The organism is Pseudopedobacter beijingensis (assembly GCF_042678145.1).
In the GTDB taxonomy this organism is placed as follows: Bacteria; Bacteroidota; Bacteroidia; order Sphingobacteriales; family Sphingobacteriaceae; genus Pseudopedobacter; species Pseudopedobacter beijingensis.
Genome location: NZ_JBHUDG010000001.1, coordinates 175032 through 195306 on the forward strand (window position 1 = coordinate 175032; position 20275 = coordinate 195306).

Annotated in this window: 15 protein-coding genes; 6 read left to right on the forward strand and 9 right to left on the reverse strand. The window is 37.3% G+C overall.

All coding sequences use genetic code 11. The features are described 5' to 3' along the window. Positions 1 to 32 precede the first annotated feature (32 nt). Together ACFSAH_RS00585 and ACFSAH_RS00590 are read left to right on the forward strand one after the other, a co-directional pair. Positions 33 to 1196: a sialidase family protein gene (locus ACFSAH_RS00585; protein WP_379660735.1), complete on the forward strand. Its 1164-nt coding sequence runs from the start codon at positions 33 to 35 to the stop codon at positions 1194 to 1196. Positions 1197 to 1203: 7 nt separating this feature from the next. Then, positions 1204 to 3051: a beta-N-acetylhexosaminidase gene (locus ACFSAH_RS00590; RefSeq protein ID WP_379660736.1), complete on the forward strand. Its 1848-nt coding sequence runs from the start codon at positions 1204 to 1206 to the stop codon at positions 3049 to 3051. A 110-nt stretch (positions 3052 to 3161) separates the two neighbouring features. On the opposite strand, the gene ACFSAH_RS00595 is transcribed toward ACFSAH_RS00590, so the two are convergent. The 5 genes from ACFSAH_RS00595 to ACFSAH_RS00615 all read right to left on the reverse strand — a co-directional run bounded on the left by ACFSAH_RS00595 (position 3162) and on the right by ACFSAH_RS00615 (position 9019). Continuing rightward, complete coding sequence (locus tag ACFSAH_RS00595; RefSeq protein ID WP_379660737.1) at positions 3162 to 4343, reverse strand: ATP-binding protein; 1182 nt, start codon at positions 4341 to 4343, stop codon at positions 3162 to 3164. Positions 4344 to 4598: 255 nt separating this feature from the next. Next, positions 4599 to 5687 (reverse strand): chorismate synthase, encoded by a 1089-nt coding sequence (gene aroC / locus ACFSAH_RS00600; protein WP_379660738.1) that lies wholly within the window; start codon positions 5685 to 5687, stop codon positions 4599 to 4601. 68 nt (positions 5688 to 5755) lie between these two features. Continuing rightward, on the reverse strand, positions 5756 to 6994 hold the full coding sequence (locus ACFSAH_RS00605) for a 3-phosphoshikimate 1-carboxyvinyltransferase (protein WP_379660739.1): 1239 nt from the start codon (positions 6992 to 6994) through the stop codon (positions 5756 to 5758). Then, on the reverse strand, positions 6994 to 8100 hold the full coding sequence (locus ACFSAH_RS00610; RefSeq protein ID WP_379660740.1) for a chorismate mutase: 1107 nt from the start codon (positions 8098 to 8100) through the stop codon (positions 6994 to 6996). Before ACFSAH_RS00610 ends, ACFSAH_RS00605 begins: the two co-directional genes overlap by 1 nt. A gap of 88 nt (positions 8101 to 8188) precedes the next feature. Further along, positions 8189 to 9019: a prephenate dehydratase gene (locus tag ACFSAH_RS00615; protein ID WP_379660741.1), complete on the reverse strand. Its 831-nt coding sequence runs from the start codon at positions 9017 to 9019 to the stop codon at positions 8189 to 8191. A 498-nt stretch (positions 9020 to 9517) separates the two neighbouring features. On the opposite strand from ACFSAH_RS00615, the gene ACFSAH_RS00620 reads away from it, so the two are divergent. The 4 genes from ACFSAH_RS00620 (at position 9518) to ACFSAH_RS00635 (ending at position 14756) form a co-directional block, all read left to right on the forward strand. Beyond that, positions 9518 to 10369: a sugar phosphate isomerase/epimerase family protein gene (locus tag ACFSAH_RS00620; RefSeq protein WP_379660742.1), complete on the forward strand. Its 852-nt coding sequence runs from the start codon at positions 9518 to 9520 to the stop codon at positions 10367 to 10369. Between the two features lie 307 nt (positions 10370 to 10676). Beyond that, positions 10677 to 12032: a 3-keto-disaccharide hydrolase gene (locus tag ACFSAH_RS00625; RefSeq protein WP_379660743.1), complete on the forward strand. Its 1356-nt coding sequence runs from the start codon at positions 10677 to 10679 to the stop codon at positions 12030 to 12032. 18 nt (positions 12033 to 12050) lie between these two features. Continuing rightward, positions 12051 to 13409: a Gfo/Idh/MocA family protein gene (locus ACFSAH_RS00630; RefSeq protein ID WP_379660744.1), complete on the forward strand. Its 1359-nt coding sequence runs from the start codon at positions 12051 to 12053 to the stop codon at positions 13407 to 13409. 153 nt (positions 13410 to 13562) lie between these two features. Further along, complete coding sequence (locus ACFSAH_RS00635; RefSeq protein ID WP_379660745.1) at positions 13563 to 14756, forward strand: Gfo/Idh/MocA family protein; 1194 nt, start codon at positions 13563 to 13565, stop codon at positions 14754 to 14756. Positions 14757 to 14878: 122 nt separating this feature from the next. On the opposite strand, the gene ACFSAH_RS00640 is transcribed toward ACFSAH_RS00635, so the two are convergent. The 4 genes from ACFSAH_RS00640 to ftsY all read right to left on the reverse strand — a co-directional run bounded on the left by ACFSAH_RS00640 (position 14879) and on the right by ftsY (position 20238). Further along, positions 14879 to 15961, reverse strand: a complete 1083-nt coding sequence (locus ACFSAH_RS00640) for an Ldh family oxidoreductase (RefSeq protein ID WP_379660746.1) — start codon at positions 15959 to 15961, stop codon at positions 14879 to 14881. After that, on the reverse strand, positions 15961 to 17541 hold the full coding sequence (gene bshC / locus ACFSAH_RS00645; protein ID WP_379660747.1) for a bacillithiol biosynthesis cysteine-adding enzyme BshC: 1581 nt from the start codon (positions 17539 to 17541) through the stop codon (positions 15961 to 15963). The genes ACFSAH_RS00640 and bshC overlap by 1 nt, the downstream gene beginning before the upstream one ends. Before the next feature lie 49 nt (positions 17542 to 17590). Next, a complete protein-coding gene (gene rimO / locus ACFSAH_RS00650; protein ID WP_379660748.1) occupies positions 17591 to 18925 on the reverse strand; it encodes a 30S ribosomal protein S12 methylthiotransferase RimO in 1335 nt (444 codons plus the stop codon). A 344-nt stretch (positions 18926 to 19269) separates the two neighbouring features. Continuing rightward, entirely contained in the window at positions 19270 to 20238 is a 969-nt protein-coding gene (ftsY, locus tag ACFSAH_RS00655) for a signal recognition particle-docking protein FtsY (RefSeq protein WP_379660749.1), read from the reverse strand. Between the last annotated feature and the right edge of the window lie 37 nt (positions 20239 to 20275).

Sequence of the window (20275 nt, forward strand, 5' to 3'; positions counted from 1 at the left end):
GATTTTACAAGATAAAACTTGCTTGTCTGTTGTTGATATCGTTCACTGTATGTCAATCGGGTTACAGTCAGGTAAACAAGTATAAAAAGCCTCCCGGTAGTGTAGTTGATTACAGCCCTGCGTCTAGTGGAAAATACATAGGTTCGCCATCAATATGTATCAGAAGCAATGGAGATTATATTGCTTCACATGATTTCTTTGGCCCAAAAGCAGTAGAAAGAAAGCTTGGTGTAACCACTGTTTTTAAATCTGAAAATAAAGGAAAAACATGGAAACAAATCAGCCTGATACAAGGGCAATTCTGGTCTAATCTTTTTGAACATAAAGGAGAGCTGTATTTATTGGGAACAGATCGGGAATACGGAAATTTTATTATCAGAAAGTCCACGGATGGCGGCTATACATGGTCCGAGCCTAAAGATGAGAATACAGGTCTGTTATTGGCAGGTCAATATCATACAGCACCGATGCCGCTACTTATACACAATGGACGTTTATGGCGGGCTATAGAAGAAATTGACCCACGTGAAAAGGCATGGGGTAAGATGTTTATGAGCAGCATGGTCTCTGCAGATATAAATGGCGGTTTGTTGAAAGCATCAAACTGGAAAAAAGCAAGTAGTCTTCCCTATAACCCAACCTATTTAAACGGGCAATTTGCAGCCTGGTTAGAAGGAAACGCAGTATTAGATAAACAAGATAAAGTTGTGAATGTGCTAAGAGTAAGCACAAGTGTTGAAGGTATAGAGAAAGCGGCAATAGTTAAGGTTGCTGATGATGGTTCGACAGTTACATTTGACGAGAGTAAAGATTTTATAGATTTTCCGGGAGGGTCTAAAAAGTTTACCATTCGATATGACAGCACAACAAACTTATACTGGACACTTTCTAATGTTATAGCTCCTGATCTGATGAAAATAAAAGATACCGGAAAGATCAGGAACACCATTGCGCTATGCTCATCAGACGATCTGCGAAGCTGGAAGATACACAGGTATATCCTTCATCACGAAGATATGAATAAGCATGGTTTTCAATACGTAGACTGGCAATTTGAAGGCAGGAAGAATATAATCTTCGTTTCCCGAACGGCTTTTGACGATGCTTACGGAGGCGTACACAGGCAACACGATGCCAATTACCTAACCTTTCACAGGATAAAGAATTTTAGAAAATATAAAGACCATATTAAATAATCAGATTATGAGGATAGTAACCGCAGTATTTGTACTGCTTGTATTTTTAACGAAAAACGGTGTTTGTAATGTTGACACCCTAAATACGATCATACCTAAACCTTTACATTATACAAGCTTAACAGGCAATTTTGAAATTAATCAACAGACCATAATATATGTAGAGCCAGGGAAAGAGGATTTAAAACAGATAGGAGAACAGTTGTCTGACAAAATTTTTACTCTTATAGGCTTGAAACTTCAGGTGATACAAAAGAATGTAAACGCTAAAAACAATTATATCAGTTTAACCACAAAAAATGCGGTAGATTCTTTAGGAAATGAAGGTTACAAATTAATATCGGGACAACAGGGCGTTGTTATTTCTGGTAAAAATGTCCACGGCGTATTTTATGGAATGCAATCTCTTGTGCAGCTGATTGGTAATAGTCGCGTTAAAGCAAAAATCGCTTCAGTAGAAATTTATGATAAACCTCAGTTTGTGTGGCGAGGTCTTATGCTCGATGTAGGACGATATTTCTATTCGGTAGAGTTCATCAAAAAAACGATAGATAACATGGCCAGGTATAAAATGAATACCTTTCATTGGCACCTAACAGAAGATCAAGGTTGGCGGATAGAAATAAAAAAATATCCTGAATTAACAACGAAAGGAGCATGGCGTTCCGAAACACAAATGTATAGAAGTCCCAGAGGCATAGATAAGAATCCCCATGGTGGATTTTATACGCAGGAACAAGTAAAAGAAGTGGTGAAGTATGCACAATCTAAATTTATAACCGTTGTACCCGAAATAGAAATGCCAGGGCATTCATTAGCTGCGCTATCAGTTTTTCCTGAATTGTCATGTACGGGAGGACCTTTCGAAATTCCAGGTCAATGGCGGGTAGAAAAAGATGTTTATTGTGCTGGAAACGAGAAAACATTTAAATTTCTGGAAGATGTTTTAACAGAAGTAGTAGCATTATTTCCCGGCAATATTATCCATATAGGAGGTGATGAATGTCCTAAAGATCGTTGGAAAGCATGTCCTAAGTGTCAGGCCAGGATTAAAAAAGAAGGCTTAAAAGATGAACACGAACTTCAAAGTTATTTTATAAAAAGAATAGAGCAATTTTTGCTTACAAAAAATAAGAATATAATAGGCTGGGATGAAATTCTGGAAGGTGGATTGGCTCCAAATGCGATGGTTATGTCCTGGAGAGGAACAAAAGGCGGGATAGAAGCAGCCAGGCAAAAGCATGACGTCGTAATGAGCCCCAGCGAATTCATGTATCTTGATTTCTATCAGGGAGAACCTCATTTAGAGCCTTATTCTTACAGCAGTAGAATTCTGCCAATACAAAAGGTATATTCCTATGAGCCTATACCTGACGAATTAAACGCTTCTGAAAGAAAGTATATAAAAGGAGTTCAGTCAAACGTATGGACAGAGCATATTCATTCTGAGGATGCGGTACAATATATGATGTATCCAAGAGTAGCGGCAGTTGCCGAAGTGGCGTGGACATCTCCGCGACTAAAAAACTGGGAAGATTTTTCAAGTAGGGTAGAATATGAGTTTGCCAATTATGAAAAATCGGGAACCAATTATGCAAAGAGTATTTACAATGTTTGGTGCGAAGCTAAAATAGACAGCACTTCAGCTACAGCAAAAATTTCTTTAAAAACCTACGGTTATAAAACTGAGATTCGTTATACATTGGACGGAACGGAGCCTACAGTCAGTTCCAAAAAATATATAGAACCTTTTGATATAAAATTACCACAGAATATAAAAGCAGCAACTTTTAAAAATGGTAAAAGGATAAGTAAAGTGAATATGAGAACGTTTGCAATTATAAGTTCAAAGTAGATTCATGTCACTTTAGGTTATAAGATAGAGGTAGAAGAGTATAGTGTTATTAACTCTTCTGCCTTTTTTGCTTATTGATAAATTTTATTTTTCAAGTCATGATCTCATACCTAAGGTAAGCTTAAAATCATCGAGAGTTCCTTCATCATTTCTTTTAGAGGAATAGCTGTGACTTCTTTTGATAAAGGAAAACGTTCGTAACCGGGATAAACGAAATACCGATGAGTAGCTCTTATATCCTCGCAGCCAATGGTAAAACCTTTGCTTATAGAAGGGGCTAGTGACCGTTTGATTTCTATAGCAATTCTTTTCTTGTTTCCGGCGTCGATGATCAGGTCTATTTCTGCACCTGCAGATGTACGATAGAAATAAGGTAAAGCCCAGGATGGTAAATCTGCAATCAGCATTTCAATAATAAAACCCTCCCAGCTTCCGCCAATGATAGGATTACCTGATAATTCTTCCAGATTTTTAATCCTGAGGAGCGCATGTGTTAACCCGCTGTCCCGAATGTAGACTTTTGGTGATTTAACCAATCTTTTGCCCGCATTGGAAGCCCAGGGTTGCAATTTTCTGATCAGGAATAAATCGTTCAATAGATCGAGATAACGGCTAATCGTGGGAACACTGTTTCCTAACCCTTTGGCAAGTGTGCTTAGGTTTAAGATTCCACCCTGTATATGGGCTAACATAGTCCAAAACTGACGTAATGAAGATGCCGGAATACGAATGCCAAACTGGGGTATGTCCCTTTCCAGGTAAGTAGCGATAAAGTTCTGACGCCAGTTGAAGCTGCTATTATCATCTTTTGCGAGATAACTGTCTGGAAAACCTCCCCGTAGCCATAACCTATTATTGTTGTCATTTTCGAGCTCAGTAGGCTTTAAACCAGATAATGTTTTGTAGGCTATTCTTCCTGCAAGACTTTCAGAAGATTGCTTTAACAATTCCAGTGAAGCAGAACCCAGAATAAGAAACTGGCCGCTTTTTTTTCCTTCACGTTTTCTTTTATCAATGATACTCCTCAAAGGAGCAAATAGTTCGGGTACTCGCTGTATTTCGTCCAAAATAATTACACGATTGCTATGTTCGTTGAAATACAATTCGGGCTCTGTTAATTTGGCAAGATCAGAGGGAGATTCCAAATCCAGATAAATAGGTTCAGGAGAGATGGATTCTGCTATTTGTAATGCCAGGGTGGTTTTACCAATCTGACGTGGTCCAAGGATACCCACAGCCGGGAATTGGTCAAATAATTCCTTTATTTCTGCTTCTGCTTCTCTAAATATCATCCTTACAAAATTAAGTATAATATTTAAATTTGCAAGGTTGTTATGTTGTTAACCTTGCAAATTTAAATATAGACTTTAAATTTGCAAGGTTAATGTTCGGGGATTTTATGTGATTTTAGCCTTTTTATGTTTTTTAGAGACATAAAAATATGGAACGTAATCATATATCCTATAGAAGGAAAGCATACAAAAAAACTCCGTCATTTCTTATGAACGGAGTTTTTATCTTTTTAGTTCTTATGTGTCTCTGAATTATTACAAATAAACTTTATTCCTCAAATAATGATCCAGCACCACTAAAGCAGCCATAGCTTCTACAATAGCAACGGCTCTTGGAACCACACAAGGATCATGGCGGCCCTTACCTTTGATTTCATCAATCTGTCCATCTTTATTGATGGTTTGTTGATTGGTCATAATGGTAGCAACTGGTTTGAAAGCCACTCTGAAATTGATATCCATTCCGTTAGAAATACCGCCTTGGATACCGCCTGAAAAATTAGTTCTGGTAATTACCTTTCCATTGGAATCTACATCAAAGATATCATTATGTTCAGAACCTCTCATGGAAGAACCATCGAAACCTGAACCATAATCAAAACCATGTACAGCATTGATGCTTAGCATTGCTTTGCCTAAATCTGCATGTAATTTATCAAACACAGGCTCACCTAATCCAACGGGGCAATTTTTAATAGTACAGGAAACTTTGCCACCTATGGTATCACCAGCTTTTCTTACCGAATCAATTAAAGTAATCATTTCGTTTGCAGTAGCCGGATCGGCACATCTTGTAATATTACTTTCTCTTAAAGCTTCAAATTCTGAAACTGAAGAAATATCAACATGTGGGGCATCTATTGTTCCAACAGAGGAAACGTGAGCCGCTATTTCGATGCCTAGCTGTTTCAATGCCAGTTTAGCAATAGCTCCGGCGGCGACACGTGCTGCGGTTTCTCTTGCAGAAGAGCGGCCACCACCACGATGGTCTCTTATTCCGTATTTTTGTTGGTAAACGTAATCGGCATGTGAAGGCCTGAAAACGTCTTTATTATGATCGTAATCTTTGGATTTCTGATCTTCGTTAGGAATTACAATTGCAATAGGAGTACCTGTCGTTTTTCCTTCAAAAACACCAGACAAAATCTGACAAGTGTCGGATTCTTTTCTTTGCGTAGTGATTTTTGATTGACCAGGTTTACGTTTATCCAATTCGTTTTGGATAAAATCTTCATCAACAGTAACATTTGGCGGACATCCATCAATAATAACCCCAATAGCTTTACCGTGAGACTCTCCAAAAGTCGTAATTCTAAAAACTTCTCCGAATGAATTTCCTGCCATTTTTTAGTATCTAGTAGTTAGTACTTAGTATCTATTTTTAGGAGCATTAAGCTTTCAGCCTTCGGCTTTTAGCTTAATGTGAACCCTATTTTTCTAACGTCATCCCAATAGTGAGGATAAGACTTGTCTACCACTCTTTCTTCCTCAACCTCAACCTCTTTTACAAATAATGCCAGCGGCGCAAAAGCCATGGCCATTCTGTGGTCTTCGTAGGTGTTGATAAAGATTTTATCAGGAAAATGTAAACCACTACAGTCAAGTGTGTAATTTAAATCTTTCTCTATCAGTTTTACTCCAATTTTAGCCAATTGTTCCTGTAAAGCTTTTACGCGATCAGTTTCTTTAATTTTTAAAGTTTCTAAGCCCGTAAAAGTTGCTTCGTGACCTAATACAGCACTGACAACAATAACTGTTTGTGCTAAATCAGGGCAGTTTTTAAGATCGAAAAATTTACTGTCAAGCAGTGTATTTACTTTTTCTAACACTAATCCTGTTTCTGTAAAAGTAGTTTTTACACCAAAATGAGACATGATTTCTACGATAGCATTATCACCTTGTAGACTGTTTTGTCTTAAATAAGGCAATGTAATTGTAGCCGATTCTGCTAAAGCCGCAAAAGCATACCAATAAGAAGCAGCGCTCCAATCTGGTTCTACAACTAATTTGCTTTCTTTTAATTCTTGATGAGGAATAGCAATTTTATTATCAGTCCAGGTATACTGAATGCCACATTGTTCTAAAAAACCTAAGGTCATTTCTACATACGGACGAGAAGTTAACTCTCCCTCAATCTCTAAAGTTAAACCTTGAGGTAAATAAGCGGCTACCAGTAGGAGAGAAGTGATATACTGAGAAGAAATATCACCTTTGATACTTACGGAATTGTTTTTTTGAACAAAAATCGAAGGTATCTGCAGTGGAGGAAAACCTTCATTCTCTACATAAGTAATATCACCACCTATATGCTTTAAAGCGTCAACCAGAATACCTATTGGTCGTTGCTTCATTCTTTCTGTTCCGGTAAGTATGGTGTTAACCCCTTTTACAGTCAGATAAGAAGCCAGAAAGCGCATAGCGGTACCTGCCGGGCCAACATTTGCTTCAGCAATATTTCCAGCAGCGGCGTTTTTAAGAATATTGTCCAGAGTAACTGTATCGGCGGCAGAAGAAAGGTTCTCTATCTGAACCTTTCCATTGCTTAATGCCTGTATAATTAAAGCTCTGTTGCTCTCGCTTTTAGAACCTGTTAACTCTATTGTTTGGTTAATATTCTTATTGCTATTGCTGATGAGAATATTCTTTCCCATTAGTTTACCTCACTTTTTGAAGTGTTCATGATTTCCGTTTGTTTACGGATAGACTCATTATGGATCATTTCTAAGAATTTTTCTACAAAATCCTTGTCTAATTTTAAAGCATTAGCCAAAGTCATTCTTTTTTCAAGAATCTCTTCCCAACGGTTTACCTGTAAGATGGTAACATCGTTATCTCTTTTGTATTCGCCAATCTTTTGTACCAGAGCCATTCTTTCGCCAATTTTCTGAAGAATCAAATCGTCAACTCTGTCGATGGAATTTCTTAGGTTCGCTAATTTATCTGTGAATTCTGAGTTGTCAGAATCGCTGTGTCTTAAAGTTAAGTTATCAATAATCTCAGCTAATTTAGCCGGAGTAACTTGCTGTTTAGCATCAGTCCAGGCTACAGAAGGATCTCTGTGTGCTTCAATCATTAAGCCTTGCATATCTAAATCGATTGCTGTTTGAGCGATATGAGGGATTAATTCTCTGGCACCACAAATGTGAGAAGGATCGTTGAATATAGGCAGTTCAGGAGCCAAAGTTTTCAATTGGATAGCTAAATCCCACATTGGTTCATTTCTGTATGCAGATTTTTCGAAAGAAGAGAAACCTCTATGAATAGCAGCTAATTTAGTAATTCCTGCTCTGTTAATTCTTTCCAAAGCACCAATCCATAAAGAAAGGTCTGGGTTGATAGGGTTTTTAACCAATACAGGAACATCAACACCTTGTAAAGCGTCAGCAATTTCCTGAACAGTAAAAGGATTTACCGTAGAACGAGCACCAATCCACAAGATATCTACGCCAGCAGCTAAAGCTTCTTCCACGTGTTTTGCAGTAGCAACCTCAACAGCTGTAGGTAGGCCTGTTTCTTTTTTTGCTTTATCTAACCAAACTAATCCTTCTACGCCAATACCTTCAAATTCTCCCGGACGGGTTCTTGGTTTCCAGATACCAGCTCTTAAGATGTTAACTTTGCCCGTTTCTTTTACTAAACGAGCAGTTTCTAATAATTGTTCTTCTGTTTCTGCACTACAAGGTCCAGAGATAATGATAGGCTTTCCGCCATTATCGAACCAGCTTTCTAGTGGTTGTATATTTAAGTTCAGTTTCATATCTTATTTTAGTTATTCGTTGTTTGTTACTAGTTGTTAGTAGTGCCTGGGTATCATTAAAAATCAAACATTCAGCACTAAAAATTATTTAAACTTTGTCGTTCTTTCTGTATTCGCCCATAATGTTGAAATTGTTTGTCAGTCTCAACAATTTTCTGATAGCAGAATCGTAGTTGCCATTAATTTTCCATTCCAGATCAATATAGAAAGTAAACTCATTTCGCTTTCCTATTACAGGCATAGATTGAATCTTGCTCATGTTAATTTCGTGTTCAACTAATACATTTAAGATTCTTGATAGGATTCCCATCTCGTCTTTAACCTGGAAGGATACAGAAGCTTTGTTCGGATTTTTAATTTCTTCCTCGTGATCAGCTAAAATCAAGAAACGAGTGTAATTTTTCTTGTTCGTCTCTATTCTTTTTTCTAAAATCTCTAATCCGTACATTTCTGCTGCTAATGAATTAGCAATAGCAGCCGTATCTTTCAGTTGCTCATCTTTAATTCTTTTAGCACAGGCAGCAGTATCACTACTTTCTGTTACTTTCAATTGTGGATAATCATCTAAAAATTCTCCGCATTGGCGAATAGCGATAGGATGCGAGGTTACATTTTTAATGTCTTCAAATTTAACGCCCGGCAACCCCATCAAATGTAATTGTATATGTAAATAAACCTCCCCGATAACGGGGTAGTTGTATTCCTTTAATAAAGAGTAGTTTGGTAATAAACTACCAGCGATACTGTTTTCTATTGCCATAACAATGTAGTCCGCCTCACCAGCTTTCATTTTCTGAAAGGTTTCTTTAAAGGAATTGCATTCAATAGTTTCGATATCCGTTCCGAAAAATTTAAATGCAGCCTCTTCATGAAATGAAGCTTTGATACCTTGTATAGCAACTCTTTTTTTAGTTTCCATTTTTAAAATTCTTCTTAACAAAAAAGGCCCGGACAATTTTGAACGGGCCTTTTAATATTTTAGATTTTCATTCTTGCATATTATATCCCGCTCTTATTGTGAAAAATAAAAGTAGAAGTAATAATATGTGTTAAATGATTTCATGTATATCTCTTTGTTCAGAACAAATGTATGAATTAATTTTTAATCTCCAAAAATATCTAAAAAAAATATGATTTTGTAAATAAAAACTATAGTTATTATTTGTTTTTTTTATGATGTTTTTTTGTGGTTATTTTGATGATTTTTTGTGATATTATTTTGTAATACTTCTTTTAATGGTGTTTTAATGATGTTTTTTTGTTTTTATATAGATGAAATAGATGTGTTTTTATTGGTGTTTTTTATGTAAAAATTATTGGTTTTTTTGTGTGTTTATATAGGGTTTTAGTGGTGTGAAATGATGTTTGATTTAAATTGTTTTAATATCTATTTTAGGAGTAATCAATATAAAACGATATGAAAGTATATACAATGAATTTGATCGCATTGGTTTTATTAAGTAATGTATATGCTCAAAAAATACCTGAAATTGGAATAGCAACACAGATTAGCAATGACAGTATTGTTTATCAGGCAGGATATAAGTTTATTGGAGAAGGTGTGGCCAGAATGATTTCTCCAAGACTTTCTGAGATCGACTTTCAGAAGAATAAAAAGAAAGTACAGGATGCAAAATGTGGTGTATATATGTGTAATGTGTTTTTTCCTTCAGATATAAAAATAGCAGGAAAAGATGTTGATGAAGCTAAAGTGCTCTCTTATTCTGAAGGAGTTTTTAAAAGAGCTAGTATGTTGGGAGTGGAAGCTGTTGTTTTGGGAAGTGGAGGGGCTAGGAAAATTGAAGAAGACGTGGATAGAGAAAATGCAATAGCTGACTTTATATCTCTGGGAAGGAAAATGGCTGTGTTGGCACAAAAAAACAATGTTAAAATATTTCTGGAAAATCTAAATAGTACAGAGACTAATTTTATGACTACTCTGACTGATGCTGCAGAAGTAGTGAGGGCAATTGATCATCCAAATTTCAGATTGAATGTCGATATATATCACATGTTAAAAGAAAACGAATCTCCAAATAGTATTTTGAATGCAGGAGATGTGATAGCGTATGTGGAAGTGGCAGAAAAAGAAGGACGTACAAGACCGGGTGTTAATAATGAAAATTTTATTCCGTATTTTAAAGCGTTAAAGCAAATCGGCTATCAGGGGAAAATTTTCATAGAAAGTAGATGGACAGATTTAGCAACAGAGGCATCTATAGCGAAAAATTATTTGGAAATACAGTTGAAGAAGGCATACGCCGATTAAGTTTAAAAAAGCGCTAAAGTAATCTCGTAGAAGCTTTTTTTCTTTCTTTAGGCGTAATCGATTACGTAAAAATAAAATGGATAAAAGGCAATTTAAAAGTCAATTTTGACTTAATTAGAGTACATAAAGACCAGAAAATCTAAATAGTTTAAGTAAAAGTAGTGCTTTGTTAAGTGTGATTAGGGGGGAGAGGGAAAAATAACTTGTTTAAGTTTTCTTATGATTTACGAATGATAAGAGGAACACGTTATGAGTTTCTTAGTAAACCTTTAAGAATAGAAATAAAAAGTAACATAAATAAGAATACATGAAAATTCGGACAGTTTTTGGTGCGTTAATGATGTGTACAATCGTTTGTATGGCACAGACCAATAAAGACGGGTGGGAACCTCTTTTTAACGGAAAAGATTTTAAGGGCTTTAAGCAGCTCAATGGTAAAGCTAAATATGAAGCAAAGAACGGAGAAATGGTAGGAACCACCGTCAGCAATGAGCCCAATTCCTTTATGGCTACAGAAAAAACCTATAAAGATTTTATTCTGGAGCTGGAACTTTTTGTAGACCCATCTATGAATTCTGGCGTTCAGATCAGGAGCCTGAGCAAAGCAGATTATCAGAATGGCCGGGTACATGGCTATCAGGTAGAGATCGATCCATCAGAAAGAGCATGGAGCGGCGGGATTTATGATGAAGGAAGAAGAGGCTGGTTGTACACCATGGATGTAAATCCCAAAGGAAAAACAGCCTTTAAGAACAACCAGTGGAATAAATATAGAGTAGAGTGTATAGGCAATACCATTAGGACATGGGTTAATGGAATACCCACAGCAAATGTTGTAGATGATATGACATCCGAAGGGTTTATAGCCTTTCAGGTACACTCCATTCCCAAAAGTGAAACCCCGGGAAAGCAGATCCGTTGGAGAAATATCCGTATCAAGACAACCAATCTGAAACCCTCTCCATTAGATGATATCTATGTAGTCAATCTTATTCCAAACAATCTGTCTGCACAAGAAAAAAAAGAAGGATTCTATATGCTTTGGGACGGTGTATCCACTAAAGGATGGCGGGGCGCCTACAAGCCTGCATTCCCTGCCAAAGGATGGGAGATTAAAGATGGTGTGCTGAGCGTGGTGAAATCAGATGGTGCAGAATCTACCAATGGAGGAGATATTGTAACCGAAAAAGAATATAGCGCTTTTGAACTGAAATTCGATTTCAAACTGACAGAAGGAGCCAATAGTGGCGTAAAATACTTTGTAACGGAGAAAGAAGGAAACAAAGGATCAGCAATAGGGCTGGAATACCAGATCCTGGATGATGAAAGACATCCTGATGCGAAGCTGGGAAGGGACGGCAACAGAACATTGGCCTCATTATACGATCTAAAAACATCTAACAAGCAAGCTCGATTCCTTAAGAAAATAGGAGAGTGGAACCAGGGAATTATCAAAGTATCTCCGGATAATAAAGTAGAGTACTGGTTAAATGGCGTAAAAGTATTAGAATACGTAAGAGGCTCCAAAGAATTCAATGATTTGGTAGCCATCAGCAAATACAAGAACTGGGAAAACTTTGGCATGGCGCCAAAAGGGCGAATCCTGTTGCAGGACCATGGCGACAACGTATCATTCAGAAGCATAAAAATAAGAGAACTGTAAACCACCAGAACCTATAAAATGGAAAATTCAAGAAGAAAATTCATCAAACAATCAGCCATAGCCTCAGCAGGCGTTTATTTAGGCACTATGGGCATGAGTGCCAAAAGTTATGGTAAAATCATAGGAGCAAACGATAGAGTAAGGTTAGGAGTTGTAGGTTTTTCAGACCGTTTCAGAAGTTCGTTGTTCCCTTCATTTCTTAACCATTATAAAGAGCTCAATTTTGAGATCGTAGCAGTCTCCGATCTTTGGAAGCTCAGAAGAGAAGAAGGGAAAGGCTTTTTAGAGCAGAAATTAGGGAGTAAGGTTCAGGCATTCAGAAACAATGACGAGCTGTATGGAATGAAAGACCTGAATGGCGTCATTATCAGTACAGCCGATTTCCAGCATGCGTTGCATACTATCGAAGCCGTGAAAGCAGGATGTGATGCCTATGTAGAAAAGCCATTTGCCGAGACCATGGAAGACGCAAGGGCAGCATTAAAAGCAGTTAGAGCAACAGATAAAATAGTACAGATAGGATCGCAAAGAAGAAGCGGGCTGAACTATAAAGCAGCAGAGAAATTTATCAAAGAAGGTAAATTTGGAGATATAACCATGGTAGAGCTAACCTGGAATGTAAACCAACCAGGCAGGTGGAGAAGACCGGATTTAGTAGCAAAATGTAAAGAAGAAGATACCGATTGGAAACGCTTCCTGATGAACAGGCCTTTCGAAGCGTGGGATCCACGAAAATACCTGGAATATCGTCTTTTTTGGCCCTATTCCTCAGGAATGCCCGGTCAGTGGATGTCTCACCAGATAGATACCGTTCACTGGTTTACGGATTTAAAACATCCAAGAAGCGTGGTTGCCAATGGAGGTATTTATCAATGGAAAGACGGTAGGAGAAACTGGGATACCACAACAGCCGTATTTGACTATGGTCCGGAAAACGACCAGACCAAAGGTTTTCAGGTAACCTTCAATTCCAGGATGCATAATGGAGATGAACGACCATCAGAAATTTATTATGCCAATGGAGGCGAGCTGAACCTGATCACGAATAAAGTATCCCCAAAAGGAGGACTAACAGAAAAAGCAGCTTCAGCAATGGGCATGAAACCCAATCTTTTACCAGAAGTTAACCTAACGGAGAAAGTAGAACGAGTGGCAGCATCAGCCAATACAGGAGCAGATGTACTGACCTCAGCCCATATGAGGAATTGGATGGAATGTATTAGGAGCAGAAAGCAGCCAAACGCTCCGGTAGAAGCGGGCTATTATCATTCTATCGCCAATATTATGACCACTGCGGCATCTCATACAGGATCTAAAGCAACGTTTGATAGCAAAACACAGGAAGTAATGGCGGGGGGAAAGGTCTTTAAATTATAATCTGATTTTTCACTTTCCCGGAAACGTTCTATCAGTAAATTATACTTTATGGAGACGTTTCCGGGAAAGAAATCATAATTTCCTATATTTATATAAAGACTGGCATACCATATCTTTAATCTTTATATAATTGTCTTTTTGATTTTATAATATATGAGCAGAAGAAAGTTTTTAGAACAATCAGGATTACTTGCAGGAGGAATGTTATTAACCAATCCGCTGTTGGCAAACGTTTATCAACCGAAGAAAAAACTGGGAGTAGGCATTATAGGTTTAGGAGATAGGGGAAGAGGAATAAAATCTGTAATGGATACCTTGCCCGAGTGTTATGATGTTGTAGGGGTGTGCGATGTTTTAGATTTCAGATTGGCAGGAGCTAAAAATATCAATGCGAAAACATATAAAGTAAAAGATTACAGGAAGATTTTAGAAGATAAAAAAATAGATGTAGTCGTAATAGCAACCCCTTTAAGCGAACATTACCAGATAGCCAAAGATGCTTTGTCTGCAGGTAAGCATGTTTACCTTGAGAAAACCATGACTTATTCGTCTGAGCAGGCATTAGACTTGGTGAAAATAGCTAAAGGCTTACCTAATCAAGTCTTACAGGTAGGACACCAATATCGCTCATCTCCACTTTATTACAAGGTAAAAGAGATGATAGAAAAAGGATATTTAGGGAAAGTAACCCATATAGATTGTCGTTGGGATAGAAACTGGAACTGGAGAAGAGCAGTCCCTGACCCGTCTTTAGAAAGAAAGGTAAATTGGCGGATGTACAAAGAATATTCCGGAGGTTTGGCAGCCGAACTATTGTCACATCAGATAGATTTTATAAACTGGACTTTTAATACCAATCCGCAAGAGATATTTGCAACCGGAGGTGTAGATTATTATAAAGACGGGAGAGAAACATTTGACAATTTGCAAGCTGTGTTGCGCTATAAAGATGCCGAAATGATAGGAACTTTTGGAGCAACCTGTGCCAATAAAAAAGATGGGTATTTATTTAAGATAAAAGGATCTAAAGGTGCTATATCTTTATTGGTCAATGAAGGGGTGTTTTATCCCGAAAAAGAAACTATGGAAGCCTTACAGACAGTGGATGGGGTTACAGGAGCAACCAAGATTACATGGAACAAAGACGGAGGAATTCCTATTCTGGAAGAACCAACTAAAGATGGAACCTGGTATGCACTTAAAGATTTTTATACCAATGTTGTGGAAAGAAAAATGCCAGATTCTAATGTAGTTACCGGTGCAAAAGTCGCTTTTTGTGTGGAAATGATTAATCAATCGTCTTATACCGATACGCTAAAATACTGGAAACCCGAATTTAATATCTGATAAATAAAAATATTGTATTCGTGTTTTTGAAATAGAAAGTCTGAAAAACCGATTCTTGTCCAAAGTTTATTTCCGGATAGTTATCGGTTTTTAGATGATTTCTATTATAATGTTCTCCCGAATTACAATCTGTCGATACCGAATTTATCAGCAACTTCATTTAAATCCCGTACTACTGCATCAATTAATGGTATTCCAGTAACTTTTCTTTCTATTTCAGCCTCCAGTTCAGGTTCACCGGGAATAATTACTTTTTGCTCTGGCGAAATTGGTGTGGCATTTTTAAAACGCTCAATCCAATTATCCATGTGTAATTTAAACTCTTCTACAGGTCTGAATCCATCAACACGCATAGCGCCTAAAAAATGACCTAAACCTTCTCCTGGTTGATTTGGGAGTGGATCCATGAAAGCTACAAAAGGAGGAGCCCAGGGGCCATAGCTTGCCCCGGATAAAACGGCAGAAAGAATATCTACGGTTGCACTTAATCCAAAGCCTTTATGGCTACCGTGTTCCCTGTCAGAACCCAGCGGAAGTAAAGCGCCCCCTTCTTTTAGTCCATGAGAATTTGTAGTAGAATTTCCATCTTTATCCTGTATCCAGCCTGTAGGTACTTCAGTTCCTTTCCGCTGAGCAATCTCCAGTTTTCCATTGGCGGCAGTAGAAGTAGCCATATCTGTAATAAATGGAGGGTATTTTCCTGTCGGAAAAGCGTAGCAAATAGGATTGGTACCCAACATCCTTTCCTTAGAGAAAGTAGGAGTAACCAACGGACTGGCATTAGTTACAGCAAAACCAATCATATCCTGTTCTACAGCCATTAATGCATGATAGCCAGCAATACCAAAATGATTAGAGTTTTTGATAGCGACCCATCCCGAACCTACGTTTTTTGATTTTTCTATCGCAACTTTCATTGCAAAAGGCGCTACAACCAAACCCAGACCCGCATCACCATCTATAGTTGCGGTAGACGGAGTTTCGTGTACTATTTTGATATTAGGTTTTGCATTTATACGCCCTTTTTCCCATAACCGAACATATCCGGTTAGTCGGGCAACACCATGAGAGTCAATACCTCTCAAATCAGCTTTTAAAAGAACGTCAGCAGCAAGAACAGCATGCTCTTCAGAACATCCCATTTTTTTGAAAACAGATTCCGTAAAGCCTCTTAAAGTGCTTTCTTCAAATTTATGATATTCCATCAGGTAAGTATGGTAAATTTAAAATCTAAAGGATGTAAATGTTTGATAAGATCAGCTATAAATTCCTGACCATATTTTACATAGAACATTCCAAAGTTTTCTTTTCTCTCTTGTAATCCGCCATAAGGAAACAGAGCCTCTTTTATGGTTTTTATGTTATGGATAGCCTCAGCATGATTTTTTTTCTCAGCTTTCAATAGCTTTTTCTCCAGGTTTGACATGGCTTTTTCCAGCCTGACTTTAATCGCTTCTGTACTTGGAGATAACGTAGGATCTATTTTGTGAGCTCTTAGTTTCAGTTTTTCAAAAATACAATCTATTTCCCGCCATTCATCTTCTATTCCCAGTTGATGCTCGCTTGATTTCCGAACCCATTCATCTGTCAAAATCTTTTCAGACTTAAAAACATCTTTATAACACAGTCCTAAACGAGATAACTTCTGTTTAATACGTGAGTTTGCTATCATAGCAGAGTTTCGGAGAATAAGTATCGGAAAATCTATATGGTAAAAATCAAAATTAGATTTTAATTGCAGCCAATAAACCAGTTCTGCTCCGCCACCAATATAAGCAAGATTTGGTAAGATGTATTCCTGATATAAGGGGCGCATAACCACGTTTGGGCTAAATCTGTCCGGATGTTCAGTAATCTCTGTTTTTAGTTGTTCCTGCGTAAACGAAATCGAAGTATTCAAAACCTTATACAGATTATCTTCAAATACAATACGTTCTCTTAGATGATCGGTTAAATAGAAAAAGTTGATTTCACGAGGATTAACCTGAGGGGCTACTCCAACTTCTTCCAGTCTTTTGTTGGTTGCTGTGATATTGTTGTAACTGTTTTGTGAGATAATATCCTGATAGATGATATCCGAAAACTGATCCTTTAAACGTTTGTCATCTGCATCCAGAATAACTAAGCCATATAGTCCAAATAGTTCGTTTACCAAAAAACGAGTAGCATCAGCCAGGGAATTTTGTTGATAAGCCGCACTTATTATTTTAGCCAGTTCCTGCGCATTCTCAGAAAACCCCAAAATACCTGTATATTCATTTAAGGTATTGGTTATATCCTCTGTACTTAGTCTTCCCGTAGCTCCAGAAGCTTCCTTATTCCATGATATTTTTTCGGATTGCACATAGGTGTGATTAATTTCCGCAAAATCATGATCTTCTGATGCCATCCAGTAAACAGGAACAAAGTCTTTTTCGGGAAACTTAATCTTAAGTTCCTTAGCCAGATTAATAGACGATACAATTTTAAACAGAAAATATAAAGGACCGGTAAAAATATTAAGTTGATGCCCCGTAGTTACGGTATAAGTATTTTTGTTTAAAAGATTGTTTATATTGGTTGTAACCGCAGAAGAGACAGCCAGTTTACTGTATTGTTCTTTAAGTATAGCAACCAGAGTTTCTCTGTTACAGGTAACCTTTTTATTTTTCAGAAGTTCCTCAAAGCCATGTAAATTGGCCTTCTGATTATAGAAAGGTTTTAGAGAAGCATCATCTTCCAGATATCTGATTACTGCCGAAGAAAAGGAATGTGTTTCTTTATAATCGATGTATTGTGCTTCCATAAAAAAACTAATGTATAGAAATTACAAATAAACTCACAGATGAGTGAGTTTATTTTACAATTGATCCATAAAGATCAAAATCTTCAGCTCTTTCTATTTTTACGTTGACAAAAGAACCTACAGTAGCATAATCTTTGCTGGCATCCAATAAAACCTCGTTGTCTACTTCAGGAGAATCAAACTCTGTTCTTCCGATAAAATAATCACCCTCTTTTTTATCAATTAATACCTTATAGGTTTTGCCAACTTTCTGTTGGTTAAGGTCGTATGAAATACCCTGTTGAATATCCATAATTTCCTCAACCCTTTGTTCTTTTATCTCGGCCGGGATATTGTCTTCCAGGTCATAAGCTTTTGTTTTTTCCTCATGCGAATAAGTGAAACAGCCCAATCTGTCAAAACGTGTTTCCTCAACCCATTCCTTCATCTCCTCAAAATCTTTTTCCGTTTCTCCCGGATAGCCACAAATTAATGTCGTACGCATAGCTATATTAGGAACTTTATCCCTGATCTGGTTGACAAGGTCTATCGTTTTTTGTTTGGTAGTACCTCTGCGCATAGATTGTAACATATTGTCCGTGATATGCTGCAAAGGCATATCCAGATAATTACAAATATTAGAACGCTCGTTCATTACATCTAATATTTCCATAGGGAAACCAGAAGGGTAGGCGTATTGCAGTCTGATCCATTCTATACCATCAACATCTGAAAGATTTCTTAATAAGTCTGCTAATTTTCTTTCATTATATAAATCCAGCCCGTAATAAGTTAAATCCTGAGCAATAAGAACAAGCTCTTTGGTTCCATTCTTAGCCAGGTTTTTTGCGCTTTTTACCAATTCCTCAATCGGAAAAGACAGGTGCTTGCCCCTCATCAACGGAATAGCACAAAAAGAACAAGGACGATTACAGCCCTCTGCAATTTTAAAATAAGCGAAATGAGAGGGTGTAGTTAGTAAACGTTCGCCTAAAAGCTCGTATTTATAGTTGGCACCTACCGAGTGTAAAAGGTTTTGCAAATCATTTGTTCCAAACCAGGCATCCACGTTTTGAATTTCGGCAGAAAGTTCAGGCGTGTATCTTTGAGATAGACAGCCGGTGACAATAACTTTACCTATTTTTCCCTGTTCTTTAAGATCACTGTATTGGAGGATGGTATCTATAGATTCTTGTTTGGCATTATCTATAAAGCCACAGGTATTGATCACTACGATGTCATTTTCGCGAACGTTGTTGGCTTCGTGAACAACATCGATATGATTACCTTTTAACTGGCCCATTAATATCTCAGAATCATAGGTGTTTTTAGAGCAACCTAGCGTTACCACATTTACCCTTGCAGGTTCTGAACTTTGTTTTGTTAATCTTTCTTTTACTTTCATCTTGTGTGCCGATTAGATTTACGGGAAAAATTTGTAAATCTTTTTTCTATGTAAAGGTAGTATCTAAACAGCATTAACGTTGTTATGCTGAGCTTGTCGAAATGTTCTTGCAATGGATATAAAAGGTTTCGAGAGTCTCAGTCTGTTGTAGGAATTTCTCTTTTTAGACGGAATTTTTTACCTTCTGAATAACCGTTGTTTTTATAACGAATGCAAGTCCGATATCTTCTTTGTCTCATTCTGACAAAATCTCACTTTAGAATTACTATTTTAATAGCTATTGCTTTCAATAGCTTAAGCTTCTCTTTGTTGTATGGATATATTAATGTGCTTTCTGCAATTTGTTAATTAGCCTTGAAAAGGCTGTCCACAAACTCCCTTTTGTTAAAAAGCTGTAGATCCGTCATTTTTTCGCCTACACCAATATATTTAACAGGTATTTTAAATTGATCTGATATTCCTATCACAACACCACCTTTGGCTGTTCCATCAAGCTTAGTGAGTGCAAGGGCATTCACATCCGTAGCTTGCGTAAATTGCTTGCACTGTTCTATGGCGTTTTGTCCGGTCGAAGCATCCAAAACCAATAATATTTCATGAGGAGCTCCGGGAACCACCTTATTCATTACATTTTTAATTTTAGAAAGCTCGTTCATTAAACCAACTTTATTGTGTAGTCGGCCGGCAGTATCAATAATGGCAATATCTTCATTATTGGCTACGGCAGACTGTAGGGTGTCAAACGCAACAGAAGCCGGATCCGCATTCATACCCTGGGAAACCACTCTCACATCAACCCGTTCGCCCCAAAGTTTTATCTGGTCAACAGCAGCAGCTCTAAAAGTGTCAGCAGCACCAAGTACCACCTTATTACCTGCTTCTTTCAGTTGATGGGCCAGTTTTCCTATGGTAGTAGTTTTTCCAACACCGTTAACCCCCACAACCATAATGACATAAGGTTTTTTGCCAGAATAGTTAAACTGCTCAAAGTCCGAAGAATTATTCTCTTCCAATAAAGCCTGGATTTCCTCCTTTAAGATTTGGTTAAGTTCAGAGGCATTAAGGTATTTATCTTTAGCAACCCTGTTCTCTATTCTTTCGATGATTTTAAGGGTAGTACTAACCCCTACGTCAGAAGTAACCAAAATTTCTTCCAGTTCATCAAGTACCTCTTCATCTACTGTAGATTTTCCCAATACAGCCTTTCCAATTTTGGAGAAAAAGCTATCCTTGGTTTTCTCAAGGCCTTTATCCAAAGCCTCTTGTTCTTCAACCGTTTTATCTTTCTTTTTAAAGAAATCAAATAATCCCATAGTGAAACAAAATTAAACAAAAAAAGCCATTCCAAAG

Excerpts from the sequence above, each read along its gene's own strand:
- ACFSAH_RS00635 (WP_379660745.1), top strand. The coding sequence starts at position 13,563 with ATGAGCAGAAGAAAGTTTTTAGAACAATCAGGATTACTTGCAGGAGGA.
- ACFSAH_RS00630 (WP_379660744.1), top strand. The coding sequence starts at position 12,051 with ATGGAAAATTCAAGAAGAAAATTCATCAAACAATCAGCCATAGCCTCA.
- ACFSAH_RS00595 (WP_379660737.1), bottom strand. The coding sequence starts at position 4,343 with ATGATATTTAGAGAAGCAGAAGCAGAAATAAAGGAATTATTTGACCAA.
- ftsY (WP_379660749.1), bottom strand. The coding sequence starts at position 20,238 with ATGGGATTATTTGATTTCTTTAAAAAGAAAGATAAAACGGTTGAAGAA.
- rimO (WP_379660748.1), bottom strand. The coding sequence starts at position 18,925 with ATGAAAGTAAAAGAAAGATTAACAAAACAAAGTTCAGAACCTGCAAGG.
- bshC (WP_379660747.1), bottom strand. The coding sequence starts at position 17,541 with ATGGAAGCACAATACATCGATTATAAAGAAACACATTCCTTTTCTTCG.
- ACFSAH_RS00620 (WP_379660742.1), top strand. The coding sequence starts at position 9,518 with ATGAAAGTATATACAATGAATTTGATCGCATTGGTTTTATTAAGTAAT.
- ACFSAH_RS00640 (WP_379660746.1), bottom strand. The coding sequence starts at position 15,961 with ATGGAATATCATAAATTTGAAGAAAGCACTTTAAGAGGCTTTACGGAA.
- ACFSAH_RS00625 (WP_379660743.1), top strand. The coding sequence starts at position 10,677 with ATGAAAATTCGGACAGTTTTTGGTGCGTTAATGATGTGTACAATCGTT.
- ACFSAH_RS00605 (WP_379660739.1), bottom strand. The coding sequence starts at position 6,994 with ATGGGAAAGAATATTCTCATCAGCAATAGCAATAAGAATATTAACCAA.
- ACFSAH_RS00615 (WP_379660741.1), bottom strand. The coding sequence starts at position 9,019 with ATGGAAACTAAAAAAAGAGTTGCTATACAAGGTATCAAAGCTTCATTT.
- ACFSAH_RS00610 (WP_379660740.1), bottom strand. The coding sequence starts at position 8,100 with ATGAAACTGAACTTAAATATACAACCACTAGAAAGCTGGTTCGATAAT.
- aroC (WP_379660738.1), bottom strand. The coding sequence starts at position 5,687 with ATGGCAGGAAATTCATTCGGAGAAGTTTTTAGAATTACGACTTTTGGA.
- ACFSAH_RS00590 (WP_379660736.1), top strand. The coding sequence starts at position 1,204 with ATGAGGATAGTAACCGCAGTATTTGTACTGCTTGTATTTTTAACGAAA.